The sequence below is a fragment of the Okeania sp. SIO3B5 genome (assembly GCF_010692555.1).
Taxonomy (GTDB): domain Bacteria; phylum Cyanobacteriota; class Cyanobacteriia; order Cyanobacteriales; family Microcoleaceae; genus Okeania.
This window is the reverse complement of record NZ_JAAHHG010000154.1, coordinates 1-19,758: the sequence shown is the minus strand read 5'-3', so window position 1 is coordinate 19,758 and position 19,758 is coordinate 1. Positions and strand designations below refer to the sequence as shown.

Below are 19,758 nucleotides of genomic sequence, written 5' to 3'. Positions count from 1 at the left end.
GGTCTATATTAGTCACTTCTATTGACATTTTCTCCTCTTTTTTTGCTCTTCACCTTTTGTCTAGAATTACACTTTGAGGTTTTTTTTTCTTGAGTCTAAATACTTACTCAAGTTTTACCCTCTTTGTATACTACATTTTGTCGTGCGGAATGTGGGTTTAAAGGTGTCTAAATACCATGAACTTACCGAGTTGAAAATCATCAAGATTAACAAGTCCAAAACTCCTAATTCCCTGGACTATAAAGTAGAAGCAAAAGTAGCTATTTGTGCCGAAAAAGTAAGTCTTGAAAAACGAAGTGCCGGACGATTTATTTTGGCAACTAATGTTTTAAATTCCGAAGAATTAACTGGGGAATAAATGCTCTCTAATAGCTTTGACTTGAGCTGATAGCTGAATGCTTAAAGCTATGTTTTGTAAGCATTTCCTATGGAATACTGCGCAAACCGCTATTAGCAGTCAGCTATTCCTTTGGAATGCACTTGCATTCAGCTATTAGTAATAAATACTTCTAAGGTTTAGAAAGGAGATTTTGGCAGTAATTTTTTATTCTTTCTCAATTTTAAAGGTTGCTTTTACCGAGAAATTGTGGTTTAAAGCCTCCCCCTTTTAAGGGTATAAAAAGCAGTCGATAGATGGCGAGGGAACTTCGCCATATCTAATCGAGCAAAAGAAAAGATAATTCCATATTTTCTTGCCTCCTTATTACAGAAGTACTGATAACTGATAACTGATAACTGAAATGACCTTTCCCCAAATTAATAGCTGATAGCTAATAACTGACGGCTGAATGCTTGCCGAAAAATTGTGGTTTAAAGCCTCCTATTTTAAGGAAATAATAAAGAAAAATTTTCCTGTTCGTCAATCCTATCCGTTTTTAAGGAGAGGTAATCGTTAATTATTAATTATTAATTATTAATTGTTGAAATATTTTTATCAGAGAAACTTAGCCAATAATTCTTCACGAGATAACTCCAAAATTAATCGACTAAGTTCCTCAGAAGGCAATGCTAATAATTGTTCAATAATTCCTAATAATTCTTCATCCAAAGAACCAAAACGAACACGGAGAAGATTCTCTACAATTAATCTTTGACCTTCTTGTCTTCCTTCTTGTCTTCCTTCTTGTTTACCTTCTTGCCTTCCTTTTTGAGTAGCATTCTCTAAACGTTCTAAATAAAGCGGTGATAATTCCATAATTAACTCCCTATCCTCTGGTTCTAGACCTCGATTTAGTTCTAACATTGTCAGCAAGTTATAAACTAATTCTAACACATTGAAACGTAATGGATTTTCAACAGATAAATTTCTTAATTCCTCAATAGCTTCTTTTTGCACTTGTCCTCTACCTAAAATTCTCAACCACAAAGTTTCCCCACTTTTTTGTAATTGATGAACTGCGATTATTTTGGTTCTCAAAATTTTTCCTAGGGTATAAATACCAGGGAAACTATATTCTGTATCATTCACAGCACTAACTCCCGAAATTATTGCCTGTGAAATAGTTGGTGTAATTATCCATAATAGAGGTAACTCTGTTTTAGTAGTTTTCTGATTTTTTCGATTAATTTCTCTTTCTAAAGCTGCACAAATATCAAATAATTTTCCTAAACAACTACGAATTTCTCTAGGAGTAACTGAATTACTAAATGGTTCGATAATACAGACATTGGCAGCAATTTTTTCCAGTAGACCTAAGTTGAATAAATTCTCAGGAGTCTGAGTATATGGGATAAAATAAACGTCAGCTTGTCTGATTTCTCCAGATATATCTTTACTGGTCTCTATCTGACCTCTGTTAGATAATAATTCTGTTAAATATTGTTTGGCAAATTGGTCATGGATAAATCTTGTCATTGATGAATTTTAAGTTGTACTAACTTGAATAAATACTTCTATATTAAATTTTTTTTAGTATACCAATTTTAAAAAAGAATGTCACAAATAATAAGCACCATCGCGCATACTTCATCAGAAAGTCTATTTAACGAAAAAGATAATTTACAACATCAAAAATGGTATTAAATCTATTCATTCTGTACATTGCCATACCGACGGCTCCCCTACCTGAATTTTGTTTGCGGAACATTCCATAGGAAATTCAGCCATTCTAATAAATATCCTAGCTATTTGTAGCAAACACTTATCAAATTGGTATTACACATCTACACAAGCTGAATTTTTTGCCTGCTAGATATTTCATAGAATTAGAATAGGTAAATAATTTTATTTAGGTACTTATAAACATCTTTCTTAACAAAAAAATTGACAATGCAAGCCATGTATATCTTAGAACGGCTTCTTCAGGATAAAAAGTGCATTGAAAAATACATTTTTTTGATGACTTTAAGTCGTTTTGCCTACCTATCTATTACGATTCAGATAAGACAAAAACTCATAAAGTATCAATATATAGACTCATGTACTTTCCTTCCTTCTTCTTTCTTATTCCTTCTTCCCTCTTCCTTCTTACTTCTTCCTTCTTTATAAATTTTTGAGTTGTGCATCCTGATTAAAAAATTGTCTACATAAACTATAAGTAACCAATAAACTTGTAACCAAATTTGCAAAAGCCAAAATAAACATAATTAACATCTGATATGCCACAGCATCCAAAGGATTAACACCACTTAATAACTGACCAGTAACAATACCAGGAAGCGTCACTATTCCAATTACACTCATCTGGTTTAAATTAGGTATTAATGCAGCACGAATAGCATCTTTTCTATACTTAGCAACTGCTATTTGTGGAGTCGATCCTAAACTTAAATAAGTTTCAATTTCTACCGGACTAGAATTAATTGTACTGACAAGTCTTTCACCAGCGATCGCTGCTCCATTTATCGCATTTCCTAATACAATTCCCACCAGTGGAATTAAATATTGAGGTTCATACCAAGTGTCAGGTTGAATAACTAATAAATTTGTATAACTGATACTTAAAACGGTACTGGTTAAAATCGAACCCCAAACTAAAGGTAACAATTGAGGTATTTTTTTACTAATTCTATTTTTAGCAACAACAGAAGCAACTGTTAACATAACAGTAATTATAGCGATCGCTAACCAAGGTTGTTTATAATCGAATACTATTTCTAATACATAGCCAACAAATATTAACTGTACAATAGTACGAATTGTCGCTATTAATAGTTGCCATTCTAATCCTAATTTTTGCCAAGCTGACAGACCAATAGCTATAGCAATAAGTCCTAAAGCCATAGCTATATCTGTAATTGTTAATTGAATCATATTTTTGACTTAAGCTTGAATTTTATATTAGTTAGTAAAAATCATCATAAACCTCATCAAAAGCATTATATTTTCTAGTGAGGTATGAGCAATTTATATTAATGTATATTCTTCTTTATTGAAACTATAATTCCCAGAGGATTTAGCCCAGAATAGCTAATTCAAATGACTGATATGAAAATTATTGGGATTAATTTTAATATTAGTTAATAGCATCACTCATATCATTATAATCGAGAGGATTTTCAAGACCTGACTTATGAGTATCAGTTAGCACTTCCCAAACTAAACCTTCAAAGTGATCCGCACATCTCTATTTGTATACTCTAAATTCCAAATTTTAGTTAAACTACCAACAATCAATAATTTTTTCTAACCAATCTTTATATATATAGAAGTTTACTAAAGTAAAGGTTAGTTATGTTACTACCAAAAGTCATAAATTAAAAAAATTTCTATGAGTTTAATTTTCCAAAAAATTTATATTTATGATTTTTATAAAAATTACTTTACGAGATTTTTCACTTTATTAGACCACAGTAGAGAAGTTTCATCAAACCCCCCTACACTACTTAGTCTGTGTTCCATCTATACTGAAAACCGCTATAAAAGTAGCTCCTTTGCTTGGAGCAGTTTATCATATCAATAAATTTTACTAACCTTTTATTATTTAATTTCTTACTCTAAATATGACTAATATTCCTCCCCTAGATTTAACACAACAGTATAAATCAATTGCTGAAGAAATAAACAGCAGAGTCCAAGAAGTACTCAGCTCTGGTCGCTATATTGGTGGCTCTATTGTTGATGAATTTGAACAACAATTTGCTAACTATATAGATGTATCTCATTGTGTATCCTGTAACTCTGGCACTGATGCTCTATTTCTAGCTTTACGAGCTGTAAATATTGGCCCTAGTGATGAAGTAATTACTACTCCTTTCACTTTTTTCGCCACCGCTGAAGTAATAAGTGCTGTGGGAGCAACACCAGTTTTTATTGATATTGACCCCCAGACTTTTAACCTAGATATTGAACAACTCCAATCAGCAATAACTGAAAAAACAAAAGCTATTTTGCCAGTACATTTATTTGGTCAACCAGTAGATATGACCCGGTTAATGGCGATCGCTCGTTCCCATAATTTAATAGTTATAGAAGATTGTGCCCAAGCGACAGGGGCTGAATGGTCAGGCAAAAAAGTAGGAAGTTTTGGTGATATCGGTTGTTTTAGTTTTTTTCCTACTAAAAATTTGGGAGCTTTTGGAGATGGAGGTGCTTTAACTACTAATAACTCGGCGATCGCTGACCAAGTACGGATGCTCAAAAATCATGGACAGTCTGCTAAATATTTTTATGAACATATCGGTATTAATAGTCGCTTGGATACCATACAAGCTGCAATTCTGCAAGTTAAGTTGCGTTATCTAGATAGTTGGAACGAGCAACGTCGTGATTTAGCAGATCGTTACTTTGAATTTATGAGTGGAATAAATGGTGTAATTCCTCCTCAAGAGTTGGCTGGTAGTAGATGTGTTTGGAATCAATACACGATTAGGCTCAAAAGTCAAGATTTAGAAGCTACAGTAAAGTCTCGTTTTTCTAGTTCTCTACGCGATTTGATTCGCATTCAGTTACAAAACAAAGGAATAGGTTCAATGATTTACTATCCGACTCCTTTACATTTACAGCCAGTTTACAAATTTTTGGCATTCCGTCAGTTGCCAATAGTAGAACAATTTTCTCATCAGGTTTTGTCCTTGCCTATGTTTCCTGAACTCTCTACTCAACAACAAGAACAAGTTATATTTGCTTTGAAGGATTGTTTACAGGAACTTTTATAGTCAGAAATTACGCCAAGGCACTACATATAGCAGATAAAAACTATAGCACTATGGTATATATAGTGTTTTTGTTGGAAAAATGCTTCAAGAATTTAGAATTTAGAATTTAGAATTACCTCTTCTTTTCAAGAAGAGGATTGGGTTACAGCGCTTTTCATTCGAGTAGACCACAAAGTCAGCCATTTATTGTGTAATTTGCAGTCCTCGTTTCGCTTACCACCGCTTCACCTACCACCTAACTTTTTAACTGTGGTTTACCCATTTAAAAACTGCTGTAAAAGGAATTTTTTTCTTTTTTCTCCATGAATGGAGAGGCTTTATACCCTAATTTTTCGGTAAGTTCTGATAGTATTGACTTTAATATTTCTTTAAAATTTATTTTTGAAATTTGTAGTTTTGTATACTATACTTAATAAAAAGAAAAATAATTTAATTTAAGACAGCAGGGATAAATTTTTTTTATACCTTTTGAATCACTCAAAATCTGCCATTAGTTAAGAAGAAAAAAAGTACAACAAACAACAAAAATATGAAGGAAAAATTTCAGCTCTAAGCTCTAGAAATATAGCTAAATACAGAAAAGTAACAATTGCTCGTTACTTAGAAACTGCAAATATCCTTGACTTATTTTTGTTGTGAAATACCACCTCCTTTTTTCAAATGACTTACACAAAAACCCTATATATAGTAAAGAAAAACTATAGTGCCACACTATATATAGCGATTTGCCAGAGAAAAGCCAAGGTGAAATACCACCCCCTTTTTTCAGACGACTTACACAAAAACCCTATATATAGTAAAGAAAAACTATAGTGCCACACTATATATAGCGATTTGCCAGAGAAAAACCAAGGAGAAATACCACCTCCTTTTTTCAAATTGCTTAGGCAAAAAATCTATATATAGTCAAGAAAAACTATAGTGCCACACTATATATAGCGATTTGCCAGAGAAAAACCAAGGAGAAATATCATCTCCTTTTTTCAAATGACTTACACAAAAACCCTATATATAGTAAAGAAAAACTATAGTGCCACACTATATATAGCGATTTGCCAGAGAAAAGCCAAACATACCTAAGTCATGTGTAACTAGCTATCAGCTTTTAGCTGAATCGGCGGCAAGTTGAATAGGTTCGATGCCCATTCAATTTGTATGCTATCCCAGCAGAAGCTTTCGCCCTAGTTGAAAAACTTGTATTACTATTTTGCTACCACCCCGGAAATGTTCCATCATGCGGACTGCGTACCAATATAAATTAAGGCCCAATAAAAAACAGTTAGCCACCATAGAATTGTGGCTGGAGTTGTTGCGTCGGCAGTACAACTATAGGTTAGGGGAGCGGTTCTCGTGGTGGGAAGAAAATCCCTCTCCCGTTAATGCTTGCCCCTTGGTGATGCCAATTCCTCAACTCTTAGATGATCCAAACTATTACTCTCAAAAACGAGATTTGGTCAATACCAAAGACAAGTTTCCTTCCTACAAACTAATTCATTCTCAGGTATACCGCGATTGCATAAAACGGGTAAAACTTGCCTTTGATAGATGGTTTAAGGTAGACAAAAATGGACATAAATTAGGGAAACCAAGATTTAAGGGAAAAGGACGTTATCGCAGTTTTACTTATCCTCAAATAAAACTTGACTGCATAGAAGAAAATTACATTAATTTGCCCAAAATAGGAAAGGTAAAGTTAATTCAGCATCGTCCAATACCAGAAGGTTTTATAATTAAAACTGTGACTATTACTCGTAAAGCTGATGGTTATTATGTGACTTTATCCCTAGAAGACAAATCAGTTCCAGCTTTGAGTTGTCAAGTTGAACCTACATTAAAAAACACTCTGGGAATCGATATGGGACTGAAGGAATTCTTAGTAACAAGTGAAGGAGAATCTGTTCCCATACCTCAATACTATAGAAAATCCCAGAAGCGATTAAAGACTCTACAAAAACGTTTATATCGAAAGAAAAAAGGAAGTAAAAGGAGGCTCAAGGCTGTTAAAGCTGTAGCTAAACAACATAAAAAAGTAGCCGATCAACGTAAAGATTTCCACTTTAAAACAGCCAATGAATTGTTATCAAAAGCAGAAGTTATAGCCCACGAAAACTTAAACATTAAAGGGTTAGCAAAGACTCATTTGAGTAAATCAATTAACGATGCTGGATGGGGTCAATTTCTGACTATTTTGACTGTCAAAGCTGAAAATGCTGGACAGAAAACTATAGCAGTGAACCCCAAAAATACCAGCCAAGACTGCTCAAACTGTGGTGAAAAAGTCGATAAAGAATTAAACATACGAACTCATTCTTGTCCGCATTGCGGTGTTGTAATAGACCGCGACTTGAATGCAGCGATAAATATAAAAAATAGGGCGGTAGGGCATTCCGTTCTTAAAGCACGCGCTTGCCCGACGGGATACCGGGGCTACGAAACGAGAAGCCCACACTATAGCGCCAGCAAGCGTGTGGGAGTATGTCACCAGCTTTGGTTAAAATTCCCGACAACCACAAGCGATAGTTTAGGAGGAAGGAGTAGCATATCCCCTTCTCGCACATTAAAAAAAATGAACAAAGTTGAGTGCTGAGTGCTGACCGCTTCTCTAACTCAATAAATAAAAAATATAAAATTTAAGAGGAAAATATTAAAAGTGGATGACAATCACTTTAATTCAACAAGACGGTACGACCCAGAAGCGATCGCTAAATATTACCGTTACCGTCCCTGGTTAGTAATTTGGAGATTTCTCGTTATAGTTTTGTCTTTTGCTAGTTTTCTACTAGGAGTTTTATGGGATAAATGGCAATATGACAAAGTTGAAGATACTCCCGAACGAGCTACTCAACTGCGAAAAATCCTAACTCGCTTAGGACCAACATTTATTAAAGTAGGCCAAGCACTATCCACAAGACCAGATTTAATTCGTAAAGACTTTTTAGAAGAACTAACAAAACTACAAGACCAGTTACCACCTTTTGATAATAAGAAAGCAATCTCGATCATAGAGACAGAGTTAGGCCAAAACATCAACAATCTATATAGCGAAATTTCTCCCAGACCAGTTGCAGCAGCTAGTCTGGGTCAAGTTTATCAGGCACGTCTTCGGAGCGGAGAACAAGTAGCAGTAAAAGTTCAACGACCAAACTTACTACCTATTATTACTCTCGATTTATTCTTAATGCGGTGGTCAGCAAGTTGGTTAGCTCCTTGGTTGCCTCTCAATCTTGGCCACGATTTATCTCTGATTGTAGATGAATTTGGCACAAAGTTATTTGAAGAGATTGACTATATCAATGAAGGACGAAATGCAGAAAGATTTGCTACTTATTTTGCCGATGACCCCAGTGTAAAAGTACCATCAATATTTTGGCGTTATACTACCATCCATGTTTTGACCTTGGAATGGATTGATGGTCTGAAATTGTTAGATACCGAACAAATTAAAGCAGCAGGTCTTGATACTGACACTCTAATTACTGTAGGTGTTACTAGCGGTCTACGTCAATTACTAGAGTTTGGCTTTTTTCATGCAGATCCTCATCCCGGTAACTTATTTGCCTTAAAAGATGGTCGGATGGCCTACATTGACTTTGGCATGATGGATCAATTGGAGCAGGATACTAAAGAAACTTTAGTTGATTCAGTCATTCATCTGATTAATAAAGATTATCAAGAGTTGGCTAAAGATTTTGTCAAACTTGGATTTTTGGCACCGGATGTGGATATTCAGCCAATTGTACCAGCTCTAGAAATAGTGCTGGGAAATATTATGGGTGAGAAAGTTAAGGATTTTAACTTTAAGACAATTACAGATAAGTTCTCGGAGTTGATGTTTGAATATCCATTCCGAGTTCCGGCTAAGTTTGCCTTAATTATTCGTTCTCTAGTTACTGAAGAGGGTTTAGCTCTTTCCCTAAATCCAAATTTCAGAATAGTTGATATTGCTTATCCTTATGTGGCAAGAAGATTATTAAAAGGTGAGTCCCCAGCATTACGTCGTCGGTTGATTGAGGTTTTGTTTAAAGATGGAAAGTTCCAGTGGCAAAGGTTAGAAAATTTGATTGGCATAGCTCAGACAGACCAAAATTTTGATATACTACCTACTGCTCAATTAGGTTTACAATATCTTTTAAGTGAAGAGGGTGAATTTCTCCGAAAAAAATTGATTCTAGCAATGGTAGAAGACGACCGAATTCACACAGAAGAAGTTAGTCGTTTGTGGGGTTTAATTCAAGATGACTTTCAACCAAGTCGTTTGTTTAATATTGCTCTAGGTGCTCTAGCTGAATTTTCTACACAGAGAGCTACTGCAATTTTGCCTTCTGTAGTCAACAACCCAGCGCTAATTCTCAAGGAATATAGCGTGGGCTTTTTTAAGCTCTAGTTGACCAGACTCAGGAGTAAAATCTCCTACGTTTTTATCGTTATGGTACCTCTGGATGCGTCGCTAGTCTGTAGCTCTACCGTTAGTCATTAAACATTCGAGCGAGGGTTAAGAAAGTGTGGCTAACCTCACAAGCGATTAAAACATTGTCGAAGCGAACTTTACCCTAGCAATAGGAGAACACACCAATTATGCGTGTATTTGTACTTAACAAAAGCCGACAACCTTTAGACCCCTGTAAGCCTGCCAGAGCTAGAATTTTACTCAGGACTGGCAAAGCTAAAGTTCTACGTCGATACCCTTTCACAATCATTTTGACTGAGGAGGTAAATGAACCAATTACTCACAACCATCAACTAAAAATAGACCCCGGAGCGAAAATAACTGGTTTAGCAATTGTTCAAAGTAACAGAGTAATCTGGGGAGCTGAACTCACTCACAGAGGGTTTCAAATACGAGATAGTTTAACCAAACGCAGAACTATAAGACGTTCCCGCAGAAATCGCCAAACTCGTTATCGTCAGCCAAGATTCCTGAATAGAAAAAAGCCGAAAGGGTGGCTACCCCCTAGTTTAATGTCAAGAGTACAAAATATCTTGACATGGGTTAAGAAGCTAACTAGATTCTGTCCAATTACAGGTATATCTCAAGAGTTAGTTAGGTTCGACACTCAGAAATTAGAAAACCCCGAAATTTCAGGTGTTGAGTATCAGCAAGGCACTCTATACGGTTACGAAGTTCGGGAATATCTACTCGAAAAATGGCATCGTAAATGTGCTTATCTAAATGTTGGCAGAAGACCCGCGCTCTCCTGCCACGGGAGCGTCGTATGGGAATGCCAATCAATCTTGCGGTTTCACCCATAATATGCTAAAATTTAAGTATTGAATAAGTAAACAGCAGATGGTTGAGAAAGCGTACAAGTTTAGGTTCTACCCAACTCCAGAACAGGAAAACCTGTTACGGAAGACATTGGGTTGTGTGCGCTTAATCTACAACAAAGCTTTAGCTGCTAGAACTCAAGCTTGGTATGAAAATAAAGAGCGAGTAGGTTATAAGCAAACTTCTGCTATGCTGACGAACTGGAAAAAACAGGAAGATTTAGATTTCCTCACAGAAGTTAGCAGTGTTCCATTACAGCAAGGCTTAAGACATCTACAAACAGCTTTCACTAACTTCTTTAGTGGACGTGCCAAATATCCCAACTTTAAGAAAAAGCGCGCCGGGTGGTAGTGCTGAATTTACGAAGTCGGCATTCAAGTGGAAAGATGGTCAAGTATATTTAGCCAAATGTTCTGAGCCATTATCGATTAGGTGGAGTAGGCAACTACCACTTGGTTGTGTGCCAAGTACAATTACCGTAAAACTTGACCCCTCTGGCAGATGGTCAGTGTCACTTAGAGTCAATGACCCTAGAGATTTAAAGCTGAACCCAGTAGCCAAACAAGTTGGTATTGACGCGCGGAATTACCAGTTTAGTTACTACCAGTGATGGAGAAACATTTGCTAACCCTAAGAATCTAAACAAATTACACAAAAAACTGAGGTTAGCTCAAAAGTCTCTAAAGAGGAAAACCAAGGGATCTAATAACTACCAAAAGGCCAGACTGAAAGTAGCTAGGATACACGCAAAAATTAAAGATTCAAGGCTTGACTATACTCATAAGCTAACTACTCAATTAATTAGAGAAAACCAAACAATAGTAGTTGAAGATTTAGCAGTAAAAAATATGGTCAAGAATCATAAGTTAGCTAGAGCAATAAGTGATGCCAACTGGGGAGAATTAGTCAGGCAATTAGAATACAAAGCTGAGTGGTATGGCCGTCAATTAATTAAAATTGACAGATATTTCCCTAGTTCTAAGCGTTGCTCTAATTGTGGTCATGTAGTGGAGAAATTACCTCTAAATATTAGAGAGTGGAAATGCCCAGAATGTGGCACTCACCATGACCGTGACATTAACGCTGCAATAAATATTTTGGCTGCGGGACTCGCAGTGTCAGTCTGTGGAGCGACTGTAAGACCTGAAAGGAGTAAATCCCGGAAGGCGGGTGCTAAGAAACAGAAAGCCCCTAACAGTGATGCCAGGGAATCCCGCGCTGTCTCGTAGAGCAGCGTCGGGAGGATGTCAATGTGGTGCAACGGATACCCAGTTAGAAATAGAGCATATTCAACCATTATCTAAAGGTGGTTCTAATAGAGTTTCTAATCTCGCTATTGCCTGTCATAGCTGCAATCAGACCAAGTCCAATCAAGAAATTGAACAGTTCTTATCTGGAAAGTCCAATGTTCTGCAACAGATTTTATCTCAAGCTAAGAAGCCACTCGCTGATGCAGCAGCAGTAAATGCAACTCGGTGGAAGTTGTACAACAAATTAAAGTTAACTGGACTACCTGTAGAAGTTGGCAGTGGTGGGTTAACAAAATTCAATAGGTGTAGTCAAAACCTGCCTAAGACTCATTGGTTAGATGCAGCTTGTGTGGGTACTTCTACTCCTGATCGGCTAATTATCAAAGATGTGAAAAAACCTTTAATTATCACTGCCACAGGACATGGCTCACGTCAGATGTGTCGTACTGACAAGCATGGATTTCCAGTTCGTTATGTCCCCAGGTTCAAGTTTATTAAAGGATATCAAACAGGGGATATCGTCAAAGCTATTGTGACTAAAGGTAAGAAACAAGGTGTCTATGTAGGGAGAGTTGCTGTTCGCACTACAGGCAGTTTCAACATCAAAACCAAGAATGGTTTAGTACAAGGAATTAGCCACAAATATTGTCAACCTATTCACAAAAAGGATGGCTACGCTTATGTTTAATCGAGCGGGTCTCCACGGAGGTGCTTGATGAATTAATTGATGTCTTGATATTACTGAATTACAGATAAAATCAACAGTTTTATCTTCCTATTTCCTACTCCCTGACTTCTGCAAGAAGTCTTTTGACGTTCTCCCCGGTCTAAAGACACGGGGATTCTGAATATCACTATCGGTGGTTTTCTCTTTCTTCAACAAACCTTAAAACTAACTATCTCTTACGAGCAATTTCTAAACCAATTAACCGTTCTAAAGAACCAATTAGCGAGTTTAGTTTAGTTAGTCCCAGAGGGCCATATTTCCAGAGACGTACTAGGATACTAGCCTAGTGTTCTCGTGCGCCCCACGATATAATAGAAAACAGAAAAACTTGATTTTTCTGGAATTGCTTATTCTTAGTTAGCTAGCTGTGTTTTTCTTGGTTTTCGCCACCCAATATTTGTATCCTTGTGCGATACTTTTAAGTTCAAGCATATAGCAACACTCTGGGGATTCAAACCATTTTTATCATAACACCAAAAACAGAAAATGACAACTAACTTGCCAAAAAAGCCGTCCTAAAAGGACGGGGCTTTAAACCCAAATTTTCGGTAAAATCGACTTAGCATTATTACTGAAGCATAATATTTGTATTTGTAGGTTGGATTGAGGAAGGAAACCCAAAACAATCTGGTTAATCCAAGTTTTGTTCTTCCTTTAAGAAAGCTTTACTATTAAATTCTACGCATTACTACGACATGAAAAACAGAAACTATGCGGAGCGTAAAAAAGCTGATTTTAACCAACCTACTTTAGGAAATAAAAAGTATCAATTAAGGAAATATTTTTTTGTGTATAATCTCCCTCAACCTCCCTATTTTTTAATCGCAGTTGGTTTATTAATGAGTTTATCTTCAGGAATAGTATTTGCCAAATTAATTAAGCAACTTGTTAAAGATTGGTCAGAAAATCCTTCTACTTGTAATATAGTTAGTATGAGAGGATTAACATTACAACTGCCATATATAGGTATTGCTATTGGTGCATTAATATTTTTATCCTCAAGTTTACAATTATTTGGATTTACTAACTTAGTTGCCTATTCTATTTGTTTGCCTTTAACTGTAGCAACTGGGGTAGTTGTCTGGATTCAGCTTACTAAAATTTTAGATAAGATGGAACAGAGCATAACAGAAGAGAGTTGATTTTTTTCAACATCAGGATAAATTGACTCCCGCTTTCAGTAAAAAATAGCCACTTGAATATAGGAAAAAATGAGTAATATTATCGTAACCGGAGTAGGTGGGTTTATTGGGTCTCATTTAGCAGAAACTCTTTTAAATCAAGGAGAAAAAGTAATAGGTATCGATCAATTTAATGATTACTATGACCCTGTTTTGAAACGTCAGAATATTTCTCAATTTAAAGATAATTCTGCTTTCCAACTAATAGAAAATGATATTCAATCTTTAAATTGGTCAGAGTTATTAGAAGATATAGATATAGTTTATCATCAAGCTGCCCAAGCAGGTGTTCGTGCTAGTTGGGGTGAAGGTTTTCGTGCTTATACAGAACGTAATATTAATGCTACTCAAATAATTTTAGAAGCGGCTAAGGATGCTCCTAATTTGAAAAGATTGGTTTATGCTTCTACTTCTTCTGTATATGGTAATGCTGAAACTTTTCCCACTCCTGAGACTATTTGTCCTCAACCAGTATCTCCTTATGGAATTACTAAGTTAGCTGCAGAACGATTAGGTAAGTTATATCATCAGAATTTTGGTGTCCCATGTGTATATTTACGCTACTTTACAGTTTATGGTCCCCGTCAACGACCTGATATGGCCTTTCATAAATTTTTTAAGTGGATTTTGGAAGATGAACCAATTTCTATTTATGGAGATGGCCAGCAAACTAGGGACTTTACTTTTGTTAGTGATGCAGTAGCAGCTAACTTATTAGCAGGTACAGTACCGGAAGCAGTGGGTGAAGTATTTAATATTGGTGGGGGTAGTCGGGTTGTATTGGCAGAAGTTATTAATATGATGGAGGAAATAGTCGGGCGTCCTATTAAGAAAAATTTTGTGGAAAAAGCCAGGGGAGATGCTCGTCATACCAGTGCTGATGTTTCTAAGGCACAGAAAATTTTGGGTTACAAACCACAAGTTTCTTTGAAGGAGGGGTTGCAAAGAGAATGGGAATGGGTACAGTCTCTCTATAGTTAGATTTGTTTGGCAAACAAGATTGTTTTTTGTTAGTGCTAAAAATTAATGATTTTTGGCATTTACTTGGTATTTTGTTTCACAGAAATGTACAAACTACTATGATGAAAATTTTTGGGAATTAAGGCAAAAAAAAGTAGCTATAACTGTTATAGCTTATATTCAGTTAAAGGTTTTCGTGTTTTTTGAACCACAAAAACTTAAATATTTATCTGGTAAGCAAAGCATTTGAAAAGTTTTTCTTTTTGTTTCCCAACTACCCTATTATACCATTTTGAAAAAAGAATGTTACAAAAAGGTAGACCTCGATCGGATATGCTTAAAAATAGCTGCTCCAGTTCATTTTAGATAGTGATTTCTATCTTTTTTCCTTTTTTTCAATATTTACCCCTTCTTCCTTATTCCCTATTCCTTCTTTATTACTTCTACCATTTGTAACAAACATTTATCAAATAGGTATTACTTCTATAGGACTTAGTAATTGTGTAAAAATAACTTGAATAATTTAAGTTTCTGCACTGTATATGCAATTTCTATGACCAATGCTTTCCAGGAGCAACCAATAAATTAATTTCCTTGTCACCCTACTAAACTACTTTTACCTTTTTTTAATGTTCAATCAATTATTGCCTGCACCTACGGTATCTAAAACATTATTTACTGTTTAGATATGCCTATTTTTGACCTGGCGATCAGACTCACAAATTGGGAATATAACTATTTAATGATACACCAATCAAAAAGTTAAAGTTGATCTATCTATCAATAATTAGATTGTTAATGAGTACCTAAGTTTTTAACCAGTGAGATAAGTCAATATCAATAATATCTTGTGTTTTTAAAATATCTTCACGATAATAGTCTATTAAATTAGACTTCAATTGATTAGGTAATTTTATTTTGACAACAAAAAGATTGCTTAATTTCTTGCCCAACATATACCTCTGTTTTTCGTTAGTGAAAGGTCTTATTATTGTCTTGGCAGTGGTTCTCAGAAAATTGTTTGATAAAAATATTTTTTGGAGTTTACCACCTTTTTTTTTGACCTCCTTTACGAAGGATATATGATGTATCTGGAATAAAATTTTGATTGACTCCAACAAATTTAAATAACTTGGAAAAAAACTTTTTCTGACCTCCAACAAAACTATCGAAAAGTAAAACACATATTTCCTTGTCTTTAAACTCATCTAAATATAATTTCAAACGATTATAATACAGCCCGTTTGTTAATATTCTATTGGTATTAAAATTTTGAGGATTTTGACAAATATCTTCCCATTTAATTTGACATTTTCCTTAGTCAGAAAGCATTTGATAATGGGAGAAAGCTCTATCAACGGGATTTCGTAAAATAGCTAATAATTTAACATTGGGAAAATATTTTTTTATTGACAAGCAAGCTGTTTCAGACCTCCAATAAGTACTAGAAACTTCACCAAAAGTTTTCTGATTGATAATTTGATGAGTATCATATGAAGCTTTATAATCCTCAATATCTAATTTAGAACTGCCTAATATGTCAAGTCCTTTATCTATAGGCATGATAATTTCTGGATGTTGCTTTAGATAAGAGTGTAATGAGGAAGTTCCACACTTATGTCCTCCTAAAACAATAAACCGATTTGCATTGAGAAAGTCACTTAAATTCATATGGTCAATTTATAGAATACATGGATTGACAATTAGTTATCTAATACAGTTGCTAAGAATAAATTTATAGCTCATCTAATACTAGATTATGATGGTCTTGTGAAATAATAGGTAAACTCTTCTAATCTCTTTGAGTTTCATTAAACTAACGTTAATTTAAATAGTAGATACCTACAATAATGATCGAGCTTTATGACAGAGAAATTGTCAATCGTTATTATAGATTATAATAGCTCATTGATGATGTTTGCAGTAGTTTGGGAGTTGATGAGGTACACACTTAGAATACTTGAGCTAAAGCAAATAGAAATTAGTCTTAAACTGTACTCCACCATCCTAAAAATTTCTCTAAAAGCTATAAATTTTTTATAGAACCCATTTGGTATATTTTTAAAGCTAAATTAGCTTCTGAAGTAGTTGGTATATTGAGGAATTTCTGGCTAGGTAATGGCCAAGTACGAGCTATTTATGCCAATAATAATTAGGGTTTGCGCTCATAAGTTTTTTGGTATTGGTAGGAGACAACCCACCCCTCGCCCCTCTCCCTTCCAACCCACCCCTAGCCCCTCCCAGGAGGGGAGGGGAAGACAGGAGAAATGGCTTGGGAGCGAGGGGGTATGAGTAAGAATTGTCCCAAGATTGCTCTGCCCAACTATGCGCCTAAAATACGCTCCTTTTTGAGCGTTTTAGACTAAAACAAGCGCACTTTTTTTGACCCCAAACAAGCTAAAGTCTTTATATCTCAATGCTTTTAGATTTAATCAGCAAGCCCTAATTAAACGAAGAAACTGTAAGGCTGATGATTAGGCAAGGATATCTCAAATGGGTTCTATAAAACCACCATTCAAAATCCTTGTCATGTTACTTACTCTGAATTTTTTTTATTTGCCCGGCTATCTTTTTGACTTTATCAATAAATTTTCGCCCTAGACTTTTTTTCCTCTCTGTTTTTTGAGGATAGTGGGTTGGTTTAGATTCCCCAAGATATCGATAATGTTCCCAAATATCCCAATAAGGACACCCTGGTTGAATCCGAATTCCAGCCCAATGTAGATACTCTAAAGGTTGATTCACATTTGAGTCTATCAGCTTATCACCTTCTCGATGAAAATGTGATGTACCTGCCCAACTTCCTGGTGCTTTTCCTAATCTGTGAACAATATTGAAACGCTTTTTAATTTTCTTCAACATCATATAATTAATGATTGGTTGATCGGAAGTTTTCTGAGAGAAATCAAAGTATTCTAGGTGAGCTGCACATTCAGTAAATACATCATACAAATCCTGTTCTGAAATTAGACCTTTTTTAGATGCCCACCATCCTCCATTAAAAATATCCTTCAGTTCATCTTGACTAAAAACTTGATAAATTTCTGGGGTGAATATATTTTTAATTCCGCCTAAATGCTGATAATCAAAACACAAGAAATCATATTCATTTAGATAGTTTAGATTATCAATAATTCGATCAAAAACAACAATATCTGTATCTATGTATAAAAATTTATCAAATTCTCCAAACCAACAAGCTTGCTTATGAAACTGATTTTGTCTGGCAAAAAAATTATTACCAAAAATTTGTTGTAGTTTGTTTGATAATCTTTTAATAAATTCTAAATCTTGATAAATTTTGACCCCGTAATCTCTCGAAAAACGTTCTGCGACTGTTTGATAATTATCATCATAGGGAATCAAAATAATTGGTGTTTCACTATCATACTTACGGATACTTTTTAATAGGGCAATACCTTATTCTATCACTTTGTCATTTGCAGTGATATATATACCACGACTCATGATATTTTCCTGTGTATACTAATTTGATGAACTTATGCTACACCACCTAAGTCTTACTAATCCTCACCGATAATAAAATTTAAAATCTCTTAAAGCCATTATTCTAGTTTTATTTAAACGATAATGATAACCCATCCTCTTTTGTAAATTATCCCAAGAAGTTGCTTTTGGTTTACTACGAGAAGCATCCCAGTGCTGAGTCACTCCACTAATTTTTTCCCACGCTTCACTATTAATAACCCATCCTACTTTTGCAGCAGCTAACCCCATTAAACTACCTTCTCCAGCGTGCATTCCTTTCAATTCTGCATACCGAGAAACTTTCCCCCAAATTTCCAAAAATTCTATTTCCTTGCCATTATCTCTAACAATAATAAATAAAGATTCTCCTATCCAACTAGAATTATTAAATGAGTCATCAGAAATATTTAGCTTATCTGCCAACTTTTTTAATATTGGTAAACTAGAAGCACGATATTTTGAAACGTGTTCTACTAATTTTTTATGGCGTCCAGTTATTCCTGGTTTCCATTTAATATCTTCTGGTAATGATTCTAAAATTCTAGTATCGGCATCTATATATATAGCTACTGGAAATAATGATATTGCCTTCTGGCAGAGAAATCTTTTATCGTTATAACAATGTAGAATGCCTTGCTGATAATGTTTAAAAGCCATTACATTTTTATAGCTACTAAAATCATCAGGTTTCTCTGTATAAATTACCAGTGAAATTCCTGGAGCATTAGTTTCCAAATCTTTAGCTAACTCCTTGGCTATATCGCGATATCTTTGCCCTAGTGCCAGTGTACAAAAACAAAAATCTTTTTGTTCGGCGGTCATATTTTTACCTAGAAATTTTTTTTAACGATCAAAAATGCTTAAAATTATTTGATTTGAAGAAGTGACAAAATTAGGAAATAATTTTGAATATAATACCAATTTGATAAATGTTTGCTACAAATAGCTAGGGTATTTCTTAGAATTTCCGTTTGTCACCGCGAAGCAAACAGAATTCTGAATTTCCTACGGAATGCTCCGCAAACAGGAGTCGTATGGGAATAGATTTAATACCAGTTTTTAGGTCGTAAATTCTCTTTTTTGTCAAAGGGATATTTCCTACAAAGTCTTTTTATTGCACTGATTATTCGTAACATTCTTTTTTCAAATTGGTATAACAAGGATACTAACTCAAAAATATCTTGAATAAATCCTAGAATATAAATTTATATACCAATTCCCATCTCATCTCTGAGTGAGGTACAAAATTTCTTTGTTTGAGGGAGTAAGGAGTAGTAAATCTAGTTCCAGGGAATAGAAAATAAACTAACAAAACAGTACTTAAGTAACTTGAAAAATGGTTTATATACCAATTGTTATTAAAAGTAAGGGACAAAAAAAATCATAGGTTTTAGGGAATAGCTAATCTAGGAAAAGGTAACAGGGAAAAAATACAAGTTTAAATCATGCTTCTAGAGAAACTCTATATTTTTAATCTTTCAAGTTTTTCTAAATCTGAATTATCAATATATCCCTGTTGAAAAAAAAATTTGTGCCTTCTTTATTTAACTTTTTTTGATTTACTACTCTATATCTTTAAAGGTTAAATTGATTTTAGGGATGGTTTTTTTCTGACTCCAAATCATCTGAAATATATTAAAAATTATTCTTCTGTCGTAAGCATTTAGCCGTCAGCTATTAGCTAGCCTCCTATGGTCGGAACTGCGTTATCAGCTATTAATTTTAAGGAAGATAAAAGCAACCTTTAAAATTGAGAAACAATAAAAGTTACTGGCAAAATCCCTTCCA

General features: G+C 34.8%; 12 protein-coding genes and 3 pseudogenes. 9 read left to right on the top strand and 6 right to left on the bottom strand.

Going from position 1 to position 19,758, the window contains the following annotated elements; all coding sequences use genetic code 11:
* Positions 1-163 precede the first annotated feature (163 nt).
* Positions 164-358 (top strand): hypothetical protein, encoded by a 195-nt coding sequence (locus F6K54_RS20480; RefSeq protein ID WP_293081171.1) that lies wholly within the window; start codon positions 164-166, stop codon positions 356-358.
* Positions 359-934: 576 nt separating this feature from the next.
* Here F6K54_RS20480 and F6K54_RS20475 read toward each other — a convergent pair.
* Both F6K54_RS20475 and fetB read right to left on the bottom strand, forming a co-directional pair.
* A complete protein-coding gene (locus F6K54_RS20475) occupies positions 935-1,855 on the bottom strand; it encodes a hypothetical protein (RefSeq protein WP_293081168.1) in 921 nt (306 codons plus the stop codon).
* Between the two features lie 627 nt (positions 1,856-2,482).
* Complete coding sequence (gene fetB / locus F6K54_RS20470; RefSeq protein ID WP_293081165.1) at positions 2,483-3,253, bottom strand: ABC transporter permease; 771 nt, start codon at positions 3,251-3,253, stop codon at positions 2,483-2,485.
* A 689-nt stretch (positions 3,254-3,942) separates the two neighbouring features.
* Between fetB and F6K54_RS20465 the strand changes: the two genes are divergently transcribed.
* The 8 genes and pseudogenes from F6K54_RS20465 (at position 3,943) to F6K54_RS20430 (ending at position 14,502) form a co-directional block, all read left to right on the top strand.
* Positions 3,943-5,097 (top strand): DegT/DnrJ/EryC1/StrS aminotransferase family protein, encoded by a 1,155-nt coding sequence (locus F6K54_RS20465; protein ID WP_293081163.1) that lies wholly within the window; start codon positions 3,943-3,945, stop codon positions 5,095-5,097.
* A gap of 1,234 nt (positions 5,098-6,331) precedes the next feature.
* The gene (locus F6K54_RS20460; protein ID WP_293081160.1) at positions 6,332-7,684 is read left to right on the top strand and encodes a transposase; all 1,353 of its coding nucleotides are present in this window, start codon (positions 6,332-6,334) and stop codon (positions 7,682-7,684) included.
* Between the two features lie 63 nt (positions 7,685-7,747).
* The gene (locus F6K54_RS20455) at positions 7,748-9,481 is read left to right on the top strand and encodes an AarF/ABC1/UbiB kinase family protein (protein ID WP_293081157.1); all 1,734 of its coding nucleotides are present in this window, start codon (positions 7,748-7,750) and stop codon (positions 9,479-9,481) included.
* Between the two features lie 191 nt (positions 9,482-9,672).
* Positions 9,673-10,284 (top strand): annotated as a pseudogene (iscB, locus tag F6K54_RS20450) (RNA-guided endonuclease IscB); the annotation flags it as partial.
* 100 nt (positions 10,285-10,384) lie between these two features.
* Positions 10,385-11,592 (top strand): annotated as a pseudogene (locus F6K54_RS20445) (RNA-guided endonuclease InsQ/TnpB family protein).
* A gap of 22 nt (positions 11,593-11,614) precedes the next feature.
* Positions 11,615-12,301, top strand: a pseudogene (locus tag F6K54_RS20440) (HNH endonuclease); the annotation flags it as partial.
* 734 nt (positions 12,302-13,035) lie between these two features.
* Positions 13,036-13,482, top strand: a complete 447-nt coding sequence (locus F6K54_RS20435; RefSeq protein ID WP_293081151.1) for a hypothetical protein — start codon at positions 13,036-13,038, stop codon at positions 13,480-13,482.
* A 69-nt stretch (positions 13,483-13,551) separates the two neighbouring features.
* The gene (locus F6K54_RS20430; protein WP_293081148.1) at positions 13,552-14,502 is read left to right on the top strand and encodes an NAD-dependent epimerase/dehydratase family protein; all 951 of its coding nucleotides are present in this window, start codon (positions 13,552-13,554) and stop codon (positions 14,500-14,502) included.
* A 785-nt stretch (positions 14,503-15,287) separates the two neighbouring features.
* Here F6K54_RS20430 and F6K54_RS20425 read toward each other — a convergent pair.
* The 4 genes from F6K54_RS20425 to F6K54_RS20410 form a co-directional block, all read right to left on the bottom strand.
* On the bottom strand, positions 15,288-15,437 hold the full coding sequence (locus F6K54_RS20425; protein ID WP_293081146.1) for a hypothetical protein: 150 nt from the start codon (positions 15,435-15,437) through the stop codon (positions 15,288-15,290).
* Positions 15,438-15,798: 361 nt separating this feature from the next.
* Positions 15,799-16,152, bottom strand: a complete 354-nt coding sequence (locus tag F6K54_RS20420) for a hypothetical protein (RefSeq protein WP_293081144.1) — start codon at positions 16,150-16,152, stop codon at positions 15,799-15,801.
* A gap of 861 nt (positions 16,153-17,013) precedes the next feature.
* The gene (locus F6K54_RS20415; RefSeq protein ID WP_293081174.1) at positions 17,014-17,898 is read right to left on the bottom strand and encodes an Npun_R2821/Npun_R2822 family protein; all 885 of its coding nucleotides are present in this window, start codon (positions 17,896-17,898) and stop codon (positions 17,014-17,016) included.
* A 114-nt stretch (positions 17,899-18,012) separates the two neighbouring features.
* Positions 18,013-18,792 carry a hypothetical protein gene (locus F6K54_RS20410; RefSeq protein WP_293081142.1) on the bottom strand — a complete coding sequence of 260 codons (780 nt, stop codon included), beginning with the start codon at positions 18,790-18,792 and terminating at the stop codon, positions 18,013-18,015.
* Positions 18,793-19,758 lie beyond the last annotated feature (966 nt).

Coding starts and splice junctions, on each gene's coding strand:
- F6K54_RS20410 (WP_293081142.1), bottom strand. CDS start 18,792: ATGACCGCCGAACAAAAAGATTTTTGTTTTTGTACACTGGCACTAGGG.
- F6K54_RS20465 (WP_293081163.1), top strand. CDS start 3,943: ATGACTAATATTCCTCCCCTAGATTTAACACAACAGTATAAATCAATT.
- F6K54_RS20425 (WP_293081146.1), bottom strand. CDS start 15,437: ATGTTGGGCAAGAAATTAAGCAATCTTTTTGTTGTCAAAATAAAATTA.
- F6K54_RS20460 (WP_293081160.1), top strand. CDS start 6,332: ATGCGGACTGCGTACCAATATAAATTAAGGCCCAATAAAAAACAGTTA.
- F6K54_RS20435 (WP_293081151.1), top strand. CDS start 13,036: ATGAAAAACAGAAACTATGCGGAGCGTAAAAAAGCTGATTTTAACCAA.
- F6K54_RS20420 (WP_293081144.1), bottom strand. CDS start 16,152: ATGAATTTAAGTGACTTTCTCAATGCAAATCGGTTTATTGTTTTAGGA.
- F6K54_RS20430 (WP_293081148.1), top strand. CDS start 13,552: ATGAGTAATATTATCGTAACCGGAGTAGGTGGGTTTATTGGGTCTCAT.
- fetB (WP_293081165.1), bottom strand. CDS start 3,253: ATGATTCAATTAACAATTACAGATATAGCTATGGCTTTAGGACTTATT.
- F6K54_RS20475 (WP_293081168.1), bottom strand. CDS start 1,855: ATGACAAGATTTATCCATGACCAATTTGCCAAACAATATTTAACAGAA.